Genomic DNA, 19959 nt, shown 5'->3' on the forward strand with positions numbered 1-19959 from the left:
CGCAATGGCGATGGCGCTTGTCCATGCGGCGCACTGCCGCTGTCGCGCGAGTGCCGCAGGCGCGCGTACACCGGGCCGTACCCCGGGCCATGCCGGCGCATGTGCTGCCCGGCCCGGCGGCCCGGAGCGTCGGGCACGCCCGTAGCCGGATCGTGCCGGGCAGGCAGCGGCCCGCGTTCGTGAGCGCCGATGCCGGCCGCCGGTCGATGCCGGAACCCGCAAGCCGCATCTGCATCCAAATAGCCATGCAAGGGTCCTCATCTTCGTCCGCGGATGTCACGCGGATCGACTACGCCGCGCTGAACGACGCCGCGCTGGTCCTGCTTGTGACGCATGGTGACCATGAAGCGTTCCGGTACATCATGCAGCGCTTCGGCCCGCACTTGTACCGGATCGCGCGCGGCGTGCTCGAGGAGGAGACCGAAGCCGAGGACATCGTGCAGGAAGCTTTCGCCAGGGCCTATGACAAATTCGACACGTTCCGCGGCGATGCGCCCCTGCGAACCTGGCTGATCAGCATCCTGCTCAACGAGGCGCGCAGCCGCTTGCGCAGGCGGCGCGCGACGGTCGGGCTTGAGCACGTCGACATGTCGTCGCCGGATCCTTTCTGGGTCAGCCGATCCGGGCTTGGGCGCCATGGTGGCGACCCGGTATCGTTCGCTGCCCGCGCAGAGATCCGTCTCCTGCTGCGGGATGCGATCGACGAGCTGCCCGAGCCCTATCGCACCGTCTTCAGGTTGCGCGAGATCGAAGCGTGCAGCGTCGAGGAAACCGCTGCTCGACTGGCCATCAAGCCGCAGACCGTGAAGACCCGGCTGCACCGCGCGCGCCGGCTGCTGCGCAAGTCGCTGGGCACCACGCTCGGCAACATGCTGGCCGACAGTTTTCCGTTTCTCGGCGTGCGCTGCGCGTGCATGACCGCCGTCGTGATGGCGTGGCTCTCGGCGGAACCAGCTTCCGGCGAGGGCGATTAGCTCCTCCGTGGCCCGGTTGCCGCTGCTTGGTCGCCAGATGCCGGTGCGATCCGCCATCGGCATCACGCCGGCGCAGGGCGCCGACGGGTCACCGCCGGCTTGCCTTGCCCGAATGGCGATCGGGATTGCCTGAAGCGGGCATCCCCCGGCGGCGTCGGGGGATGTCCTCGGGTATCTGGCCAAACCGCGCCGCGGAGCCGGCTTGAACTGCCGGGTCGCGCCCTGCGGATCGTGTCGCATTCGTCCGGTCGGGCGCTCCCGCACGAGCTACAGCGACTTCACGTACTGCGCGACATCGGCTACCTCCGCGCTGCTCAGGCCAAGCGCCTGCTTCGCGTTGTATTTCGCCACGACGTCGTCGAGCGTGGCCGCCGAGCCGTTGTGGAAGTACGGTGGATGCTGCCAGACACCCTTCAGCGGTGCCGTGCGGTACTGCTTGGTCGCCGTGCGCGATGCGTAGCTCGGCACTCCGGGGGCCTCGGGTTCGCTTGCCACGTCGCTTGCCGGGTGCAGGCGTTCGTTGGCGTCGGTGAACTCGGGGCCGCTGTGGCAGGTGATGCATCCTGCCTTGCCCTCGAAAAGGACCTTGCCGCGCGCTGCGGCCGCGGCGTCGAAGCTGCCGGCCGGTGCGGGTGGCGCCGCGATCGACAGCTGATATGCCTGCAGCGCGGGCAGCTTGGCGGTGACCAGGTCGTCGGTGCCGTTGGTGATGTTGATGCCCGTGCCGACGCGCGCATCGGTGAAGTTGCCGTGCCCGCCCATCTGCGTGACGGCGACATACCGGTTCCAGTAAGCCAGATCGTCGCCATCGCCGGTCGCGATGATCTTGTGGATGCCCTGCAGGCCGAAGGCCGGCGAGATCACCTGCGGACCGTTGATGCCATCGATGTTGTAGCGGGGGTCGTACATGCCCGGCCCCCACGAACTGTAGACGGCCTTTTGCGCCTGGGTCAGCGCCGGCGACAGCGAGATGATCAGCCCGGGATTGAGGTCGCGATTGGGCCAGCCATCCAGGCGCTTGCCGATACCCGGCGCAAACGAGTTGTCGACCGTGGAATGGCACAACGCACAGGTGATTCCGACGCGGGTCAGCGTGCTCTTGCCGTTGACGGTTTCCACGGTGCCCTTGATGCCCACCACCGCATCGAGGCTGATCAGCGCAAGCGTGGTGTCGGGACTGGTCAGGCTGATGCTGCCGTCCTGGATGCCTGCCACGACGGACGGAGGAAGCGCCTCCGCGTCCACTTTCAGGCCGACGGCCAACGCCGTCTTCGGATCGACGGCTGCAGCGATGACGTCGTTCATGTGCAGTGTGTCGGTCCACGTCGTCTCGTCGCCGAACGTGTCGAAGCGGAAGATCTGCTTGCCCTGGTCCAGGAACGCCGTGTCGGTCACGGTCGAGAATGTCCACACGTAATTCGTCGCCAACGCGGCGCCGTTGGTGCCCTTGACGCCGGTCGTGATGGTCGCGGTGCAGGTGACGTTCGCCGCCATGGGTTCGGCCACCTCCGACTGCGGCGGGTTGGTCGGCGATTCGGTGATGCGCACGAACGTGGCTTTCCTCGTCGCCGCATCGTAGGTGACGGACCCGAAGGCAGCCGCGCCGGCCGGGCAGTTCACGTTGAAGGTGGCGTTCTTCAGCGTTGCCGGGTCGATCGCCTGGTCGAACGTGGCGCTGACTTCCGCCGTGTTCAGCACGCCCGTCGCGGCATTGGCCGGGGTGGTGGACACCACGGTCGGGGCCGGGACCGGAGGCGGCGTGGCCGCCTGGCCGTGGGGACTGGAGCCGCCGCATCCGGTGAGGCCGACGACAAGTGCGACAGGCAGCGCCGTCGGCAACCATTTCTTGTGCATGAATCTGCTCATCTGCATTCCCTCTTCATTGGATGCACCCAGTCAGGACAAAAACACTCCGCGCAGCGGTTTCCAGCGGCCGCAGCAACCCATGCCGCCCGCATCGGCCGGCACCATGAAACTGTCTCTGCGTATCGACGAATCCGCGCAGGTCCATCGCTGCGCGGTACCCGCATTGCATCGCGTCGACGCCGGGGAACCAGTCCCCGCTCACCAACCGACGCAGCGGCACGAAGAAGGTTCCCGTCGACGCACGGGACGACGAAAGAGGCATTGCGATCGGCGAACGGGTTTGCCTGCCGCACCGACGATGCGCATGCGCGTCATGCGGAACCTGCGGGCCGCTGCTTGCATCACAACGGAGACTTCAGCGCATCTTCGGGCCGATGTGCCCGCCGAACGCGTCGCGCCTGTGCTGGAGCCGTCTTGCCTTGCCGCCGTGCGCACGCGCAGTGCGGCCGGACATCCGAGCCGCAAGCTCTCTGCACATCCGAGGTGGCGCCACCATGCCGACACGTGTTTCGTCCCAACGCGGTTTCACCCTGCTTGAACTGATGGTGGTCGTGGTGATCCTCGGCATCCTCGCTGCGCTGGTCGTGCCGAAGGTGATGAGCCGGCCGGACGAGGCGCGCGTGACCGCATCGCGGCAGGACATCGCCAGCCTGATGCAGGCCCTGCAGCTCTACCGTCTGGACAACCGGCGCTACCCGACCACCGAACAGGGACTGCAGGCGCTGGTGTCCCGGCCTGACTCCGGGCCGATCCCGTCGAACTGGAAGCCCGAGGGGTACGTCGGGCGCCTGCCGAAAGACCCCTGGGGCCATCCCTACCAGTACCTGAACCCGGGCCTGCACGGGGAGGTGGATGTCTACGGTTTGGGGGCCGACGGTGCACCCGGCGGCGAGGGCAACGATGCCGACATCGGTTCGTGGACGCTGTGACGGAAACCCGTGCCGTGCATGAAGCGATCGTCCGCCTGGGCAAACGCGGCTTCACGCTGCTGGAGATGCTGGTCGTGGTGCTGATCATGGGCATCCTGGCGGGAACCATCGGGGCACGGATGCAACCGGGCGATCGCGACCTGTTGCGGGTCGAGGCCGAGCGACTCGCGCAGCTGCTGGAGCTTGCCGCCCAGGAAGCGCGCATCTCCGGCGCCGCCATCGTGTGGACGTCCGACGGCAGCCACTACCGCTTCTGGCGCCAGGGTGGCGATGACGGGTGGTCCGAGATCCGTGACGACGATGTGTTGCGTGCGCGCAGCCTGCCGCACGGCATGCTGATATCGCAGCTGCGCAACGAAGCCGCCGCGGCGCAGGCGACCATGCGTCTGCAGTTTCCGTCCGACGGCTCGATGTCGGCGTTTTCGATGGACCTGGCGCTCGGTGCCGACCATTACGGCATCGCGGCCTCTCCGGTCGGCGACTTGCGCATCGCACCCGGGCAGGGGAAGACCTATGGCGACATGGCAGCGCAATGACGCGCCGGGATTCACGCTGGTCGAAGTGCTGGTCGCCATGACGATCGTCGCGGTGTCGCTGCTTGCCGCGCTGCGCGTGGCCACGCAGGGCGTCAGCCATGCCGACGAACTGCGTGGGCGACTGCTGGCCGGGTGGGTCGCGGCCGATCGCCTCGCCGAGCATCGTGCACGCGGCGACTGGTTGCCGGTTGGCGTGCGAACCGGTGTGCGGCGCCAGGGCAATCTTGAACTCGGCTGGCGCGAGGAAGTATCCGCGACGCCGAATGCGGCATTCCATCGTGTCGACGTCTTCGTCTTCGCGCCGGCGCAGCCAGCGCACTTCCTTGCGCATTCCACGGGTTTTGTCGTGGATCCCTCGGAGAGCGGCCGATGAACGCCCACCGGTTTCGCGCTGCCCCCGGATTCACCTTGATCGAGCTGCTGTCGGCGCTGCTCGTTCTGTCGCTGCTCACGCTGATGGCCTATCGCGGACTTGGCGTGGTCATGGCGTCGCGCGACCGCATTCAGGCGGAATCCGCGCAATGGCGGCAGGCGGAGTCGTTCTTCGTCCGCTTTGCGCGCGATGTACGGCTGGCCGCGCCGCGCCCGGTGCGCAGCGATGCCGGCACCTCGCCAGCGTGGCTTGGTCGACCCGATGCAGCACAGGCGCCACTGCTGGAGTTCACTCGGTTCGCCGGGACGGACGGCGTCGACGTACCGCGGCGCATCGGCTACGGAGTGAACGGCGCGCACCAGATCGAATTGTGGATCTGGCCGGGGCTCGACCTTGCCGCAACCACGCCGCCGACCCGCTACGTGGTACTCGATGACGTGACCCGCCTGAGCCTGCAATATCTCGGCCCCGCGTTGACCTGGAACAATACGTGGCCGACGACGCCGGCCGACCCCCCGCTGCCGCTGGCCGTACGCATGCAAGTGGTGCTCGGTTCGGGCGAAACCGTGGTGCGCGTGTTCGCGCTGCGCTCATGAACGCCGGGCAGCGCGGTGCGGCCTTGCTGATGGCGATGGCGATCATGGCCGTGGCTGCAGTGGCGGCAACGGCCATGCTGGTCGCGCTGAGCACGTGGTCGCGCCAGGCCGGGTTGGCCGCCGACCATGTCCAGGCCGAGGAACTGGTCACGGCGGGAGGCGACTGGGCTCGCGCAATGCTGTTCGACGACCGTCGAGCCAGCGGCGACGTCGACCACGCCGGAGAACCGTGGGCGCTGCGCCTGCCGCCGATCCCGTTCGAGAACGGCGAACTGGCCGGCCACATCGAGGACCAGCAAGGCCGGTTCAATCTCGACAACCTGGTCCGGAACGGCAAACTCGATGTCACGCAGTACGCGCGTTTCCAGCGCCTGCTGGCCATCCTCGGCTTGCCGGCGGAGCTGGCCGATGCACTCGCCGACTGGGTCGATGCCGACAGCGTGGCGCAGCCCGCCGGCGGGGCGGAGGATGCGTACTACCGCGGGCTCGGCCACCCTCGTCTCGCCGCCAACCGGCCGCTCGTCGATCTGGACGAACTGGGTCTTGTACGTGGCTTCGACGCCAGTGTCCGTGCGCGCCTCGCACCTTTCGTGACGGCGCTGCCGGCGGCGACCGCACTCAACGTGAACACGGCGTCCGCCGAGGTTCTCGCTGCCGTGGTCGACGGACTGGATCTGGATTCGGCGCGGGCACTGGTCGCCCGCCGCAACGGAACTTTCTATCGCAACAACGCCGATTTCCTTGGCCAGCTCGGCAAGGACGCCACGGTACCCGGGCAGGACATCCGCGTCGGCAGCGATTATTTCCTGGTCACGCTGCGGGTGACTTACGGCAAGACGCAGGCCCGCAGCCAGCTGCTGTTGGCGCGGACGGACGCGGCGCGCTGGCCCGGCGTCGTATGGCGGAAGCTCCGATGAGCCTGCTGCGCATATTCTGTCCGCTGTCGACGGCGCCCACGTCATGCCGATGGGTGCTGCTGGACGAGCACGCCGGTGTGCATTCCGGAAGTGGGGCACTGGCACAGTTGCCGAACACGGCATCGCGGGTCGAACTGGTGCTTGCCGCCAGCCAGGTCTTGATCACCCGAACGCGATTGCCTCGAGTGGGCAGGCGCAGGTCCGCGGCGTTGCTGGCCTATGCAGCCGAGGAACAACTGGCATCCGACCCGGACGCCAACCAGGTGAGCATGCTGGGGCGGGTCGGGGACGACGACGTGCTCGCAGTGGTCGACCGGCAGCGGCTGCAAGGCTGGCGCGACGCGCTTGGCGCGGTCGGTATCCGCGTCGACGTCGTGTATTGCGAGACGCTGATGTTGCCGATGCAGCAAGGGGAGTGGAGTCTTGCCTGGAGCGGGCAGGAAGGCTATGTGCGCATCGGCGAACTCGAGGGCGCCGCCACCGATTGCGGCGATCGGCAGACGCCGCCACTGGTGCTGCAGTTGCTGCTTGAGCAGGCGCGGGCGCGCGATGCCGTACCCGCGTCGATCGCGCTGCATGTGACGACGCCGGCGGCGCGGCCCGATCCGGAGGCATGGCAGCAGGGCCTGGGCGTCAGCGTCCGGTTCGCATCGGAACCGGATTGGCGCATGGCGCCGGCGTTGGCCGGCATCCGGATCGATCAGGAACGCGGGCACTGGCGCCCGTCCGTCGCCATGCTCGCACGCTGGCGACACATCGGCTGGATTCTGCTCGCGGCGCTGCTGCTGCATTCGGCAGCCTTGCTGGTCGATCGCGTGCGGCTGGCGAGCGAACAGCATGAGCTTCGCCAGCAGATGGAGGCGCGCTTCCGCGCGCTGTTCCCCGACGCCGTCGCGGTGGCCGACCCGGCATTGCAGATGCGGCGGCAACTGGCCCAGGCACGGCGCGCCGCGAACCAGCCGGATGCCGGCGATTTCCCGGCCATGCTCGGCAAGGTGGCAGCAGCGTTGGCGGAGGTGCCGGCCGCGGAGCTGCGCGCGCTGTCGTATGAGGACGGACGCATGGTGCTGGAGTTCGCCGCTGCGGACGGCGCGCTCATGCGTCGCGTCGAGGCTCGCCTGGCGCAGGCCGGGTTGGATGTCGACGCGCCGCAGGAGGCGCGTCGTGCCGGGCGCGGCACCGTCACCTTGACCCTGAGGTCGCCATGAAGCATGCCTTGAACCGACTGTGGGCGGCCCGATCCCCGCGGGAACGTGGGCTGGTTGCCGTCGTGGCGATCTGCCTTGGGCTGGTGGCGTATGCGTGGCTGCTGTACGCGACGACACAGGCGCGCTTGCGGCTGCTGCCGGCGGTCGCCCAGCTGCGTGCAGACGCGATGCGTCAGAGCGGGCAGGCGGACGAGATCGTGCGCCTGCGCGCGATGCCACCGCTGCCTGCGTCCACGACGGACCTGCGCCAGCTGGTGCAGCGCCAGGTCGACGCCAGCGGACTGACCCGTTCGCTGGCGAGCATCGAGCTGCCGGATGCGCGCCACGTGAAGCTGGTATTCGCCAATGTGGCGTTCGCCGACTGGCTGGGTTGGGCAGACACCATGCGCGCGCAGCAGCTGCGCCCCGTCGCAGTGCGGATCGAATCCGGTTCCGCGCCCGGCCAGGTGGGCGTGACCGTCACCCTGGAGCGCCCCGGTCGATGACGCGCCGACCGACATGGCGGGAACCGGTTGCCAGCGTCTGCGTGGCGATGGCGGCCTATGCGGCGTTTCTGGTCGTGCTGGCGCCAGCCACGCTGCTCGATGCGGGCCTGCGGCGCGCCAGCGCCGGGAAGCTGCGTCTTGCGCAGGCGCACGGCAGCCTGTGGTCCGGCAGCGGGCGGCTGGAGATCCGCGATGGTGCCGGGTCGGGCGGCGTCGGCAAGGATCTTTCCTGGACGCTGCAACCGCGGGCCCTGTGGCGCGGGCGCCTCGACTTCGAGGTCGCCATCGACCACGCCGACCGGGGCTTCCCCGTGCGCATCTCGGCGCACGGTATCGAGGTATCAAGCGTCGACTTCTCCTTGCCGGCCAGTGCGCTTGGCCTCGCCGTGCCTCGCATGGCGCCGCTCGGCCCGCGCGGCGATCTCGCCCTCCATGTCACGCAGTTCTCGCGTTCCGGCCACACCGTTTCGGCCGATGCTGTCATTACGTGGAAGGATGCCGGTTCCGCCCTGACCCGGGTCGCACCGCTCGGCACCTACGAACTTCGTGTCCACGGCAACGCGGGATTGTTGAAGGCGACATTGCGTACCGGCAGCGGGCCGCTCCATCTCGACGGCGGCGGGTCCTGGCGCGGCGGCGGCCCCGCGACGTTTTCCGCCACCGCGCGGGTCGATGCGCAGCAGCGCCCGCAACTGGCGCCGCTGTTGCGGCTGATCGCCGTCGAGCGCGACAACGGCGATTTCGACCTGCAACTCGGCCCGCCGCTCGGCGGCGCACCCGCCGGCGCGCGGCCATGAGTTTCCGGCGGGCCATCGACATGGGAACCCTGTTGTCCCCGCGACCATCCAACCCGTGCAGGCAGAGGGAACAAAGGCATGTTGTCCGGACGATCGAATCTTGCGCGAACGGCGCTCGGCGCTGCATCGAAAGCCGGCGCGCTGTCGTTGCTCGGTCTCGTGCTGGCCTACTGGACCTGGGCGTGGTGCGCGCCGGCACCGCTGCCGCGGGCCATGGAGATTTCCGGGCCGGCCGATCGCCTCGCTGCTGCCGGCAACCTGTTTGGCCGGCTGCCCGGCGATGCGCAGGCCGAGGTGCCGTCCGGGCTGGCGATCAGGCTGCTGGGCGTCATGGCTGCCGAGCCGCAGGGCGCCGGCTACGCGCTGCTGCAACTCGATGCGAAGAAAACCCGACTGGCCCGTGCCGGCGAGTATCTCGCGCCGGGCATCCGGCTCGAGAAGGTACTTCCCCAGCAGGTGATCCTGCAGCGCAACGGATCGCGCGAAACGCTGGCCTGGCCACGCCCCTCCCGGACCCCTGCCACCACCACGAGCACTTCCCGATGAAACGCCATGGGTCAACTTCCCCCTGCGGGCAGCCATGAACCAGCACACGCTGCAAGCGGCCATCGTGGCCGTGGCCTTGTCCTGCGCGTACGTTCCGGCGTCGCGCGCGATGGCACAGGCGGCGGAAAGTCCGGCGCCGGTCAAGACCGTCACGCTCAATTTCGTCGATGCGGACATCGAGGGTGTGGTGAAGGCGATGGCGGAAGTCACCGGCAAGAATTTCGTGCTTGATCCGCGCGTCAAGGGCACCGTCAACATCATCTCGGCGCGGCCGGTGGCACGGGATACCGTGTACGAGGTATTCCTGTCGGCCTTGCGCCTGCAAGGTTTCGCGGCGGTGGAGGACCACGGCCTGGTCAAGATCCTGCCGGAGGCGGACGCCAAGCAGCACAGCAACGTCCAGTCGAGCCGACACCCCGGCAGCGACGGACTGCAGACGCGGGTGTTTGCCCTGGCGCATCAGTCGGCGGTGCAACTGGTGCCTACGCTGCGTCCCCTGGTGGCGCCGAACAACACCATCACCGCGCTGCAGGACAGCAACTCGCTGGTCATCACCGACTACGCCGGCAACCTCGAACGGCTGGCGGGCATCATTGCCGCCGTCGACCAGCCGGACGAGGCCGGCGCGACGATGATTGTCCTGCAGCATGCTTCCGCGCTGGACGCAGCGCGGACCATCAACAATCTGTTTGCGGCAGCGCCGCAGGCGTTGCAGACGCTGCAGGGAACGGACCCGACCCAGCGCGTGGCAGTCATCGCCGATGCCCGCTCCAACAGCCTGCTGGTGCGCGCGGCCGATCCGGCGCGACTTGCCCAGGTCCGGAAATTCGCCGCACTGCTCGACTCCCCGACCAGCGCCGCCGGCAACGTTCACGTCGTCTACCTGAAGAACGCCGAGGCCGTGCAGCTGGCGGAGACCTTGCGCGGCATCTACTCCGGCAGCGCATCATCGCCGGGACAGGTATCCGGCGCGGCGGCGCCAGCCGAGGCGGTGCCGCCGAATGCGACTGCCGGTGTTGCCATCGGCGGCGGCGCGCAGGCGGCATCGGGCGGCGGCGGCATGCCGGCGACGGGAGACGCCATGCCGCAAGCTGCAACCGTGCCAGGCATCATCCAGGCGGACGCCGCCACCAACTCGATCATCATCACGGCGCCCGATGCGGTCTACAACAACCTGCGCGCGGTGGTGGAAAAACTCGATGCGCGGCGGCTGCAGGTCTATGTCGAGGCGCTCGTGGTCGAGCTTACGGCGAACAAGGCCGGCGAGTTCGGCATCCAGTGGCAGGACCTCGGCGGCATCGGCGAGTCGGGTACGCAAGTGTTCGGCGGCACCAACTTCGGCGGGGCGGGGCGGAACATCATCGGCATCGCGCAGAACCCGGCCAGTGCCGGCCCCGGGCTGAACATCGGCACGGTGCACGGCAGCGTGACGGTGGGTGGCGTTCAGGTCCTCAACCTCGGCCTGCTCGCGCGCGCACTGGAAACGGACAGCAACGCCAACATCCTGTCGACGCCGACCCTGCTCACCCTCGACAACGAGGAGGCGAAGATCGTGGTTGGCCAGAACGTCCCGTTCATCACCGGCCAGTACGCAGTTTCCGGTGCGGCAACCACGCCGTCGCCGTTCCAGACCATCGAGCGCAAGGATGTCGGGCTGACCCTGAGGATTCGCCCGCAGATATCCGAAGGCGGAGTCGTGCGCCTGCAGATCTACCAGGAGGTTTCGAGCATTGCCGACACCGCCAATCCCGCCGGGGTCATCACCAACACGCGCTCGATCGAGTCGACTGTTCTGGTCGACGACGGACAGATCATCGTGCTCGGCGGGCTGATGCAGGATTCCGTCAACGGCGGCGTAGCCAAGGTTCCGCTGCTGGGCAGTCTGCCGTTGCTCGGCGGCCTGTTCCGCTACAACAACCACTCGCGTACCAAGACCAATCTGATGGTATTCCTGCGCCCGACCGTCCTGCGTGATGCGCAGGGGGCGGGTGCCTTGACCGGCGAACGCTACGACTACATCCGTGGTCAGCAGATCCACGCCGAGCCGACTCGCGGCGCAGTGCGCGGCAACGATCCTTCGCCACTGTTGCCACCCCTGCCGCCGGCATCGGCCGGCCAGGACAATCGGCGGTGATCGCGGGATGCTGACGAAGCCGCCCGTGCCGTATGCCTTCGCCAAGGTCAACGGCATCGCCGTCACCGGACTTGGCGACGGTGTCGCCGAAGTCGTCGTGCGCCATGGCGCGTCGGCTGGCGCGCTGGCCGAGCTGCGCCGCGCACTCGGCGTGCCCATTCGTGCGCAGCGCGTCGGCACAGGCGAGTTCGACGAGCGCATCGCCACCTTGTACAACGGCGCCGACGAAGGCGCGGCTGCGCTGGCGGACGACCTCGCACAAGACATGGATCTGTCCCGGTTGCTGCAGGAAATACCGCGCGTCGAGGACCTGCTGGACAGCCAGAACGACGCGCCGCTGATCCGCCTGATCAACGCCTTGCTGACCCAGGCGTTGCGCGAAGGCGCTTCGGACATCCACATCGAACCGTTCGAGTCGCGCTCGGTGGTTCGGCTGCGCATCGACGGTACGTTGCGCGATCTGATCGAGCCCGCACGCGCGCTGCATACGGCCATCGTGTCGCGCGTGAAGATCATGGCGCAGCTCGATATCGCCGAGAAACGCCTGCCGCAGGACGGCCGCATCGCGCTGCGCGCCGCCGGCAAGCCGATCGACGTGCGGGTGTCGACGATCCCGACCGGCCACGGCGAGCGTGTCGTGCTGCGCCTGCTGGACAAGCAGGCCGGCCGGCTCGAACTGTCCCGGCTGGGCATGGACCCGCCCACCCTCGCGCAAGTGGACGCGCTGATCCGCGAGCCGCACGGCATCATCCTGGTGACCGGCCCCACGGGTTCCGGCAAGACCACCACGCTGTATGCCGCGCTGTCGCGGCTGGATCCCAAGGCGCTCAACATCATGACCGTCGAGGATCCGATCGAGTACGACCTCGACGGCATCAACCAGACGCAGACCAACAGCCGCGTCGACATGAGCTTCGCGCGTGCCCTGCGCACCATCCTTCGCCAGGACCCGGACGTGATCATGATCGGCGAAATCCGCGACCTGGAGAGTGCGCAGATCGCGATCCAGGCCAGCCTCACCGGGCATCTGGTGCTCACCACGCTGCATACGAACGACGCGGTGAGCGCCGTCACCAGGCTGGTCGACATGGGCGTCGAGCCCTTTCTGCTTGCGTCCAGCCTGATCGGCATCGGCGCCCAGCGCCTGGTGCGCAAGCTCTGCGTGGAATGTCGTGCGCCACTGGCAGCCGATGCCGTGCAGTTGCGCAGCCTCGGTCTGGCGTCTGCACCGGGCAATTTCCATGCGGCGGTCGGTTGCCCTGCGTGCAACCGCTCCGGCTACAAGGGCCGTACCGGCATCTACGAATGGCTCACGGTCGATGACGAGCTGCGCAGGCTCATCCACGACCGGGTGGACGAGCAGACGCTGCGCGAACACGCCGGCGCGCATGGCATGGGTTCGCTGCGCGACGACGGCATGCGACTGGCCGCCGAAGGCACGGTGAGCCTGGAGGAAGTGCTGCGCGTCACCCGCGAGCGGTAGCGCCATGGAGGCGTTCCGTTACCGGGCACTCGACGCCGCCGGTCATCCCAGGTCCGGCCTGGTGCAGGCGGATTCACCGCGTCAGGCCCGCACCCAGTTGCGCACCCGGGGCTTGTATCCGGAGCGCGTCGAGCGTGTTCGCAACCGGGAGCGCGCGGCGCCGCCCTGGTCACGCGGCATCCCTGCGGCCGAACTGAGCCTGCTCACCCGCCAGCTGGCCACGCTGCTCGCTTCCGGCCTCACGATGGAGCATGCACTGGCTGCGCTGATCGAGGAGGTTGCGGCGCCAAAGACGCGGGAAGTACTTGGTGGCGTCAAGGCCGAGATCACCGCTGGCCTGTCGCTCGCCGGCGCCATGAGCAGCTACGGGCGGGATTTCCCCGGTTATTACCGCGCGCTGGTGCGCGGTGGCGAGGAATCGGGCGCGTTGCCGGACGTGCTGCAACACCTTGCCGACTACCTGGAGGCGCGTCAGGCGCTGCGCCAGAAGACCAGTCTCGCCCTGCTGTATCCGGCGCTGGTCACCTTCGTGGCGATCTGCGTGGTTGCCGGATTGCTGGTCTACGTCGTGCCGCAGATCGTGCAGGTTTTCCAGCAGTCTCGGCAAAGCCTGCCGTTGCTCACCCGGGGGCTGATTGCGGTCTCGGATTTCCTGCGCGGAGCGGGGCCTTGCCTCCTCGTCATCGGCCTCTGCGCCGCGGTCGGCGTGCGGGCCGTTCTCCAGCGCGAGCGCCACCGGCGCCGCTGGCATGCTCTGGCGTTGCGCTTGCCCTGGCTCGGATCGGTCATTCGGAGTCTGAATGCCTCGCGCTTCGCCAGTACGCTGGCCATCCTCGTCGGCGGTGGCGTGCCCTTGCTCGCGGCACTCGACTACGGTGCGCGGGCCATGTCCAACCTGGTCATGCAAGGCGGCATCAAGGCTGCCATTGAGCGCGTGCGCGAAGGCGATACGCTGACACGCGCGCTGGATGCCGCGCATGTCTTTCCGCCGCTGATGATCCACCTGGTCGGCAGCGGCGAAGCCAGCGGCAAACTGGAACACATGCTCGAACGCGCCGCACAGCTCGAAATGCAGGCTCTCGAACGACGTCTGGCGGTTCTGCTCACGTTGCTCGAACCGATGATGATCCTGGTCATGGGCGGCATCGTGCTGATGATCGTGCTGGCTATCCTGCTGCCGATCATGGAAATCAACCAGCTGGTGCATTGAAATGCATGTCGTCCCTGATCCCGCCCACCTCTCCTGGTGTCGGGTCGACGGGCGCGTGCGGACGCGTCATTCCATTACGCGCAAGCGGGCCGTACCGTCGGCGCGGCCGTGAAGGTAGGCCAGTTGCTCGTGGCGACGGGCCAGCGCGTCCAGCGTCGCCCGGTCGGGTCCGGTCACGAACAGGCTGGGCTCATGCCAGCCGCTGGTGCCGATGCCGATCCCCGGACGGATCGCCGCCCCCGGCCATTCGCGCAATGCGGCGAACAGCTGCCCCTGCGCAGCGAGGTTGTCCGCCAGGTCGCGTGGTTCGCCGCGCGGGTTCCACGCCGTGATGAATCCCCAGGCCTGGGCACCGACCAGCGCGTGCAGCGCAACCGGCAACGGCTGGTCGATGCGGATGTCGGCCCATTCCACAGGGTCGAGGCAGACCAGGTAACGAGTGGCGCGGAAGGCGGCAAGCAGCGATTCATCCATGGCGCAGTGGCGGCAGCGGCGGCAGGCGGGAGCGCAACAGACTCGCCGCGGCGTCCAGGTCGATGTCCGCAACCCGGGGCGTGTCGCGCAGCAATTGTTCCAGCAGTTCATCCTGTGCGCGGCCGCGTGCAAGCGCGTAGGCGTAGGGCACGTGGGTGAACGTCACCAGGCGATAGCGCGCCATGTAGTGGCCGGGAATGCGCTCGGCCAGCTTCGCGCCGAGTTCGCGCTTGGCCAGGTAGTGCGGATCGGCCACCGAGTCGCGCATCTCGATGTAGTTCTCCACCGCCATCGCGGCGATCGCGTCGGCGTTCGGCTGGCGCACGCGCTGGAATTCGGCGAACACGTCGGCGCTGTCGTCCGGCGCCCCGGCCAGCAGGTCCGCCAGCACCACGGTGTCCTCGAAGCCGCAGTTCATGCCCTGGCCGTGGAACGGCACGATCGCGTGCGCCGCGTCGCCGAGCAGCAGCGCGCGGCCGTCCAGGTGCCAGCGCTCGAGGTACAGCGTGGACAGCGTGCCGACCGGGTGGCTGTCGAAATCCTCTCCGAAGCGCGGGATCAGCGGCAGCAGGCCCGGGAACTGCTCGCGGAAGAATGCGCCCGCGGCCGTGGCGTCGGGCAGGGTGGCGAAGCTCGGCGCGGCGCCCTGCGCCGGCAGGAACAGGGTGACGGTGAAGCTGCCCTCGGTATTCGGCAGCGCGATGCACATGTAGCCGCCGCGCGGCCAGATGTGCAGCGCGTGCGGCTCCAGCGCGAACTGGTCGCGGCCGCCGCTGTGCTGCAGCACCGCGGCCGGCAACTCGCCGGCTGGCGGGATCTCCAGTTCCTTGTAGCCGTGGCCGAGCGATTCGATCCGCTCGCCCAGCGGCGCCTGCGCGTTCATCGCCGCGCGCACCGCGGAGCCGGCGCCGTCGGCGCCGACCAGCAGCCCGGCATCCAGTTCACGCTGCACGCCCGCCTCGTCGGCGAGCCGGATGCGCTGACGCCCGAAGTCGGCGCCGACCAGCCACTGGCCGAAATGAAAGCGCACGCCGGCCGCCTCGGCGGCATCCAGCAGCAGCATGTTCAGCGCGCCGCGCGAGACCGACCAGATCACCTCGCTGTCGTCCACGCCGTAGCGCTGCAGGCCGCTGTTGCCATCGCGGTCGTGCACCATGCGCCCGCGCATCATCACCGCGCGCTGCAGCACGTCGTCGGCCAGGCCGGCCGTGCGCAGCGCCTGCAGGCCGCGCTCGGCCAGCGCCAGGTTGATCGAGCGACCACCCAGGAAACCGCTCAGTCGCGGATCGGGGCGCTTTTCGAAGACATCGACGGCGAAACCGCGCCGGGCCAACTGCTGCGCCAGCAAGGCGCCGACCAGGCCGCCGCCGATGAGGGTGATGGGTTGCTGCGCCATGCTGCGGTCCGGAGAAGGAATCCGCACACTGTTCCGCAAGCGCCGCGCGACTGCAATCCCGGATCGTCCGTTTCGTGCCGGCATGCCTCCGGCAGGCTGTCGCGGCAACGAGAAGGGCCGGCCCTTGCGGACCGGCCCTCGTTCAACGGCAGGCTTGCCGGTTGCCTACTGGCAGGTCACGCCGACGGCATTGAATGCCGCCACCACGTCGCTGCGCGAGTAGCCGTAGTCGTCCGCCGCGTTCTCCACGCCGCAGGCACCGGCGTTGAACGTGGAGGTGGCCGACCAGTACATCGCGTTGGCGTGCGCGAAGACTTCGAAGGCCTTCCTGGTGTTCCAGTTGGACGACTTGGCCAGCGTGCAGAACGCCTTGTTGTAGACACCGCTGGAATAGTGCACGTCCAGCGAGCTGGTGTAGTTCGCCGCGTTGTCGATCGAGGCGCCGTCCAGCTTCGGCGTGCACATCCAGCGCAGCGCGGTGCCGTTCTTGATGATCTCCGCGCCCACCAGCCAGTCGTTGTGGCCGCGGTCGAAGTACTCGGCCGCTTCGCCTGCCATGTCCGAGAACGCCTCGTTCATGCCGCCGGACTGGCCGGAATACTGCAGGCCGGAGTTCTGCTCGGTGAAGCCGTGGCTGATTTCGTGGCTGGTGACGTCCAGCGAGGTCAGCGGATAGAAGTAGCTGGCGCCGTCGCCGAAGTTCATCGACGAGCCGTTCCAGAACGCGTTCTCGTAGTTGCGGCCGTAGTGCACGTTCATCACCAGCGAGAAGCTCAGCGGCGGCGCGCCGAGCCAGTTGTTGTACATGTCGTGCACGACGCTGCCGAAATGGTGTGCGTCGTTGATCGGCGAATAGGCCCCGTTCACGGCATCGCCGCTGCTGTTCGGGCAGATGAAGCTCCACAGCGTGCCCGTGCGCGTGCTTTTCGCCATGTTGTTGGTCTTCACGTCCGGGTTCTGCATGTAGCAGGTGGAGCCGGACTGGGTGACGGCAAGCGCCGCATAGTCGGTGCCGTAGAAATACTGGCCGGTCTTCTGGTTGCCGCCGGCGCCGGTGGCCAGTGCCGGCGTGCCGGTGCTGCCGCCACCGCCGCCGCCCGGCTTGCCCTTGGTGGTGAGGCCGTCCCAGGACTCGATCACTTCCCCGGTGTTGGCGTCGATGATCGCCATCGGGCGCGTCGGCTGACCGCTGCGATCGACGAAGAACGAGGTGAGATAGGCGAGACGGGCGCGGTTGCCCTCGGCGTAGACGTACAGATCGATCTTCGCGTCCTGGATGTCGCTGTCGCGAATGCCGTTGACGCCGATGCCGAGCGGCAACAGGCCGGCGTGCGCGCGCAGCAGGCCGATGGCGCGATTGCCGTTGATGGCGGGGGCGACCGAGGCGATGTCGTGGCCGATGCCGCGGGAAATCTCGCCGCTGACGCCGAGCACGTTGCCGCTGCCGTCACGTTCCACCACGACCCGGCGACCGTATACCGGTATGCCGCGGAACGTCTGCTGTTCGCGGGTTTTCACGGTGCCGTGGGTGGTGCGTGCCTGCAGGCGCGGCGACAGCGCGGCGTCGGCATCCAGGCCGATGCGGTTGGCCAGGGCGGCGGGCGCGAGCTTGCCCATGGATGGCGCCTGCACGCGTGCGTGCGTTGCTGCGCCGGCATCGGACATGACGGCCAGGCCGATGGCGCCCAGCAGCGCCGCGGCAAGTGGTTTTTGCATCATCAGTGGTTCCCCTCCTCGTGATTCGAAAAGACGCCCGGCAGGTTTCCCTGCCGGTGCGTCTTGCAGTCCGGTGCGCGAGGAGTCCCCCCCAGGACAGACGGCGACCGGATCGCAGGAAACTACGACTTCTTGCCATTTCCGGTCAATGACCGGGTTCCAGGGCCGCACGGACGCGGCGTCGCGACGCAGGAAGTTTCGGCCGGGTCAGCGCGGCCGCCGAGGTGCAAGGGATACGGCATCTGCGTGAATCATTCTCATTTGCAGTTGATGCGCTCATTCGCGACAATGGCGCCTTCCGTTTTTCCGTCGCCCCTGGCCGGGCGCTGCCTGGAATCCGCTTCGCCATGCATACGCATTGTCGTCGTCCACCTTCGTTCTGCCTTGCCTGGTTGCTGGGCCTGGGCATGCTCGTCGTCGCGGCCACGGCGACGGCAGCCGCACCCGCGCCTGCCGCGGACAAGGCGCAGACGATCGTGCACATGCTCGATTACATCAGCGTGGACTACCCCCAGTTCGTGCGCGACGGCAAGGTGCTCGACCAGAGCGAGTACGCCGAGCAGCTCGAATTCGCCACGCAGTCGCTGGCGTTGCTGCAGCAGTTGCCGGCACAGACGGGGCAGGCGGAACTGGTGGGCAAGGCGCAGGCCCTGCGCGCGGCGATCGCGACGAAGACCGATGGCAAGGCGGTGGCCGCGGCGGCCAATGCGTTGCGTTGGGACATCATCCGCGTCTGGCAGCTGAGCGTGGCGCCGCGGCAGGCGCCGGACCTTGCCGCGGGTGCGCGCCTGTATGCCGCCGATTGCGCCGCCTGCCACGGCGTCAGCGGCCATGGCGACGGCGTGCTGGCAGCCGGGCTCGATCCGGTGCCCAGCAATTTCCACGATGCGGCAAGGATGGATGCGCGCAGCATCTACGGGCTGTACAACACCATCACGCTGGGCGTGGCCGGCACGCCGATGCGGCCGTTCCCGGAACTGTCCGAGGCCGAGCGCTGGTCACTCGCGTTCTACGTCGCCGGCCTGCGCGCCACGCCCGCGCAGTTGCAGGCCGGGGCCACGGCTTGGCAGCAAGGCATCGGCAAGGCGCAGTTCAAGGACTTCGGCGACCTGGTGACGCGGGCGCCGAATGACGTGGCGCAGCGCGAAGGCGCGCAACTGGTGGCAGTGCAGGCTTACCTGGCCGCCCATCCGGCGTCGATCCAGGCCGCGGCACCCACGCCGATGGCAACCACCCGCGACAAGCTCGACGCCAGCCTCGACGCCTATCGCCGCGGCGATCGCGACATGGCGCGGCAACTGGCCATCGGTGCCTACCTGGAAGGTTTCGAACTGGTCGAGGCCAGCCTGGACAACGTCGACGCCCCGCTGCGACGCGAGGTGGAGACCCGGATGATGGCCTTGCGCACGACCATCGCCCAGGGGCCGCCGGTGGCTGAGGTCGCCGCGCAGGTCAAGCGCATCGACGGCCTGCTCGACCGTGCCGAACAGGAGCTTGCGGCGGGCGAGCTGTCGCCGCTGACGGCCTTCCTCAGCGCGCTGCTGATCCTGCTGCGCGAGGGTCTGGAGGCCATCCTGGTGCTGGCGGCGATCATCGCGTTCGTGCACAAGACCGGGCGCCGCGATGCGATGCCGTACATCCACTTCGGCTGGATGGCGGCGGTGCTGCTGGGCACGGCGACGTGGGTGGTATCGAGCTATCTGCTGGCGATCTCCGGCGCCAATCGCGAGGTCACCGAGGGCGTCACCGCGCTGATCGCCGCGGCGATGCTGCTGTACGTCGGCTACTGGCTGCACAGCAAATCGTACGCGCAGGCATGGAGCGCGTTCATCCGCACGCGGGTGAATGCCGCGCTGGGCAAGGGCACCTTGTGGGCGATGGCCGGCGTGGCGTTCCTGGCCGTGTACCGCGAGCTGTTCGAGATCGTGCTGTTCTACCAGACCCTGTGGGTGCAGGTGGGCAGCGAGGGGCAGCACTACGTGATCGCCGGCATGCTCACGGCGGCGCTGCTGCTGGCGCTGGTGGCCTGGGCGATCCTGAAGTACAGCGTGCGCCTGCCGATCGGGCCGTTCTTCACCGCGACCTCGGCCTTGCTGGCGCTGCTGGCGGTGGTGTTTGCCGGCAACGGCATTGCCGCGCTGCAGGAGGCTGGCGTGGTCGGCGCCGACGCCGTGTCGTTCGTCTCGATCCCGTTGCTGGGCATTCACCCGACGCTGCAGGGCCTGCTGGCCCAGGCGTTGGCGCTGGCGCTGACTGCCGGTGGGGTGTGGCTGGCGCGGCGGCAGGCACTTGCTGCCGCCCGCAACGCGGGGTGAGCCG

The 19959-nt window shown here is 68.5% G+C and carries 18 protein-coding genes; 14 read left to right on the forward strand and 4 right to left on the reverse strand.

The window, feature by feature from the left end:
* Window positions 1–23: 23 nt before the first annotated feature.
* Complete coding sequence (locus ACVCL9_RS03225; RefSeq protein WP_447099140.1) at window positions 24–974, forward strand: RNA polymerase sigma factor; 951 nt, start codon at window positions 24–26, stop codon at window positions 972–974.
* A 267-nt stretch (window positions 975–1241) separates the two neighbouring features.
* Here the strand turns inward: ACVCL9_RS03225 and ACVCL9_RS03230 are convergent, their stop codons facing one another.
* Window positions 1242–2840 (reverse strand): Ig-like domain-containing protein, encoded by a 1599-nt coding sequence (locus ACVCL9_RS03230; protein ID WP_447099139.1) that lies wholly within the window; start codon window positions 2838–2840, stop codon window positions 1242–1244.
* 494 nt (window positions 2841–3334) lie between these two features.
* Here ACVCL9_RS03230 and gspG point away from each other — a divergent pair, with 494 nt between their 5' ends.
* The 12 genes from gspG to gspF all read left to right on the forward strand — a co-directional run bounded on the left by gspG (window position 3335) and on the right by gspF (window position 14054).
* Window positions 3335–3769 (forward strand): type II secretion system major pseudopilin GspG, encoded by a 435-nt coding sequence (gene gspG / locus ACVCL9_RS03235; protein ID WP_447099138.1) that lies wholly within the window; start codon window positions 3335–3337, stop codon window positions 3767–3769.
* A 14-nt stretch (window positions 3770–3783) separates the two neighbouring features.
* Complete coding sequence (locus ACVCL9_RS03240; RefSeq protein WP_447099137.1) at window positions 3784–4305, forward strand: GspH/FimT family pseudopilin; 522 nt, start codon at window positions 3784–3786, stop codon at window positions 4303–4305.
* Window positions 4283–4678, forward strand: coding sequence for a type II secretion system minor pseudopilin GspI (gene gspI / locus ACVCL9_RS03245; protein ID WP_447099136.1), 396 nt, complete (start codon window positions 4283–4285; stop codon window positions 4676–4678). Before ACVCL9_RS03240 ends, gspI begins: the two co-directional genes overlap by 23 nt.
* Window positions 4675–5274 carry a type II secretion system protein GspJ gene (locus ACVCL9_RS03250; protein WP_395117910.1) on the forward strand — a complete coding sequence of 200 codons (600 nt, stop codon included), beginning with the start codon at window positions 4675–4677 and terminating at the stop codon, window positions 5272–5274. The genes gspI and ACVCL9_RS03250 overlap by 4 nt, the downstream gene beginning before the upstream one ends.
* Window positions 5271–6191, forward strand: a complete 921-nt coding sequence (gene gspK, locus ACVCL9_RS03255; RefSeq protein WP_447099135.1) for a type II secretion system minor pseudopilin GspK — start codon at window positions 5271–5273, stop codon at window positions 6189–6191. Before ACVCL9_RS03250 ends, gspK begins: the two co-directional genes overlap by 4 nt.
* Window positions 6188–7399: a type II secretion system protein GspL gene (gspL, locus tag ACVCL9_RS03260; protein ID WP_447099134.1), complete on the forward strand. Its 1212-nt coding sequence runs from the start codon at window positions 6188–6190 to the stop codon at window positions 7397–7399. The genes gspK and gspL overlap by 4 nt, the downstream gene beginning before the upstream one ends.
* Window positions 7396–7884 carry a type II secretion system protein GspM gene (gene gspM / locus ACVCL9_RS03265; protein WP_447099133.1) on the forward strand — a complete coding sequence of 163 codons (489 nt, stop codon included), beginning with the start codon at window positions 7396–7398 and terminating at the stop codon, window positions 7882–7884. The genes gspL and gspM overlap by 4 nt, the downstream gene beginning before the upstream one ends.
* On the forward strand, window positions 7881–8681 hold the full coding sequence (gspN, locus tag ACVCL9_RS03270; RefSeq protein ID WP_447099132.1) for a type II secretion system protein N: 801 nt from the start codon (window positions 7881–7883) through the stop codon (window positions 8679–8681). The genes gspM and gspN overlap by 4 nt, the downstream gene beginning before the upstream one ends.
* 78 nt (window positions 8682–8759) lie before the next feature.
* A complete protein-coding gene (locus tag ACVCL9_RS03275) occupies window positions 8760–9227 on the forward strand; it encodes a type II secretion system protein N (RefSeq protein ID WP_447099131.1) in 468 nt (155 codons plus the stop codon).
* 34 nt (window positions 9228–9261) lie between these two features.
* Window positions 9262–11361, forward strand: a complete 2100-nt coding sequence (gspD, locus tag ACVCL9_RS03280; RefSeq protein WP_447099130.1) for a type II secretion system secretin GspD — start codon at window positions 9262–9264, stop codon at window positions 11359–11361.
* Between the two features lie 7 nt (window positions 11362–11368).
* Window positions 11369–12844, forward strand: coding sequence for a type II secretion system ATPase GspE (gene gspE, locus ACVCL9_RS03285; protein ID WP_447099129.1), 1476 nt, complete (start codon window positions 11369–11371; stop codon window positions 12842–12844).
* Between the two features lie 4 nt (window positions 12845–12848).
* Window positions 12849–14054: a type II secretion system inner membrane protein GspF gene (gene gspF, locus ACVCL9_RS03290; RefSeq protein ID WP_447099128.1), complete on the forward strand. Its 1206-nt coding sequence runs from the start codon at window positions 12849–12851 to the stop codon at window positions 14052–14054.
* A 66-nt stretch (window positions 14055–14120) separates the two neighbouring features.
* On the opposite strand, the gene ACVCL9_RS03295 is transcribed toward gspF, so the two are convergent.
* The 3 genes from ACVCL9_RS03295 to ACVCL9_RS03305 all read right to left on the reverse strand — a co-directional run bounded on the left by ACVCL9_RS03295 (window position 14121) and on the right by ACVCL9_RS03305 (window position 17643).
* A complete protein-coding gene (locus ACVCL9_RS03295; protein ID WP_447099127.1) occupies window positions 14121–14528 on the reverse strand; it encodes a DUF3293 domain-containing protein in 408 nt (135 codons plus the stop codon).
* Window positions 14521–15924, reverse strand: coding sequence for an FAD-dependent oxidoreductase (locus ACVCL9_RS03300; RefSeq protein ID WP_447099126.1), 1404 nt, complete (start codon window positions 15922–15924; stop codon window positions 14521–14523). Before ACVCL9_RS03300 ends, ACVCL9_RS03295 begins: the two co-directional genes overlap by 8 nt.
* A 165-nt stretch (window positions 15925–16089) precedes the next feature.
* Window positions 16090–17643, reverse strand: a complete 1554-nt coding sequence (locus ACVCL9_RS03305; protein WP_447099125.1) for a M4 family metallopeptidase — start codon at window positions 17641–17643, stop codon at window positions 16090–16092.
* 344 nt (window positions 17644–17987) lie between these two features.
* On the opposite strand from ACVCL9_RS03305, the gene ACVCL9_RS03310 reads away from it, so the two are divergent.
* Window positions 17988–19955 (forward strand): cytochrome c/FTR1 family iron permease, encoded by a 1968-nt coding sequence (locus tag ACVCL9_RS03310; protein WP_447099124.1) that lies wholly within the window; start codon window positions 17988–17990, stop codon window positions 19953–19955.
* The last annotated feature ends 4 nt before the right edge of the window (window positions 19956–19959 follow it).

This window comes from Rhodanobacter sp. UC4438_H5, from assembly GCF_052978405.1.

Bases quoted from the DNA above. Each gene is read 5' to 3' on its own strand.
- ACVCL9_RS03275 (WP_447099131.1), top strand. From the start codon at position 8,760: ATGTTGTCCGGACGATCGAATCTTGCGCGAACGGCGCTCGGCGCTGCA.
- ACVCL9_RS03295 (WP_447099127.1), bottom strand. From the start codon at position 14,528: ATGGATGAATCGCTGCTTGCCGCCTTCCGCGCCACTCGTTACCTGGTC.
- gspF (WP_447099128.1), top strand. From the start codon at position 12,849: ATGGAGGCGTTCCGTTACCGGGCACTCGACGCCGCCGGTCATCCCAGG.
- ACVCL9_RS03250 (WP_395117910.1), top strand. From the start codon at position 4,675: ATGAACGCCCACCGGTTTCGCGCTGCCCCCGGATTCACCTTGATCGAG.
- gspL (WP_447099134.1), top strand. From the start codon at position 6,188: ATGAGCCTGCTGCGCATATTCTGTCCGCTGTCGACGGCGCCCACGTCA.
- gspM (WP_447099133.1), top strand. From the start codon at position 7,396: ATGAAGCATGCCTTGAACCGACTGTGGGCGGCCCGATCCCCGCGGGAA.
- gspI (WP_447099136.1), top strand. From the start codon at position 4,283: ATGGCGACATGGCAGCGCAATGACGCGCCGGGATTCACGCTGGTCGAA.
- ACVCL9_RS03310 (WP_447099124.1), top strand. From the start codon at position 17,988: ATGCATACGCATTGTCGTCGTCCACCTTCGTTCTGCCTTGCCTGGTTG.
- ACVCL9_RS03230 (WP_447099139.1), bottom strand. From the start codon at position 2,840: ATGAGCAGATTCATGCACAAGAAATGGTTGCCGACGGCGCTGCCTGTC.
- gspD (WP_447099130.1), top strand. From the start codon at position 9,262: ATGAACCAGCACACGCTGCAAGCGGCCATCGTGGCCGTGGCCTTGTCC.
- gspG (WP_447099138.1), top strand. From the start codon at position 3,335: ATGCCGACACGTGTTTCGTCCCAACGCGGTTTCACCCTGCTTGAACTG.
- gspK (WP_447099135.1), top strand. From the start codon at position 5,271: ATGAACGCCGGGCAGCGCGGTGCGGCCTTGCTGATGGCGATGGCGATC.
- gspN (WP_447099132.1), top strand. From the start codon at position 7,881: ATGACGCGCCGACCGACATGGCGGGAACCGGTTGCCAGCGTCTGCGTG.
- ACVCL9_RS03300 (WP_447099126.1), bottom strand. From the start codon at position 15,924: ATGGCGCAGCAACCCATCACCCTCATCGGCGGCGGCCTGGTCGGCGCC.
- ACVCL9_RS03225 (WP_447099140.1), top strand. From the start codon at position 24: ATGCGGCGCACTGCCGCTGTCGCGCGAGTGCCGCAGGCGCGCGTACAC.
- gspE (WP_447099129.1), top strand. From the start codon at position 11,369: ATGCTGACGAAGCCGCCCGTGCCGTATGCCTTCGCCAAGGTCAACGGC.
- ACVCL9_RS03305 (WP_447099125.1), bottom strand. From the start codon at position 17,643: ATGATGCAAAAACCACTTGCCGCGGCGCTGCTGGGCGCCATCGGCCTG.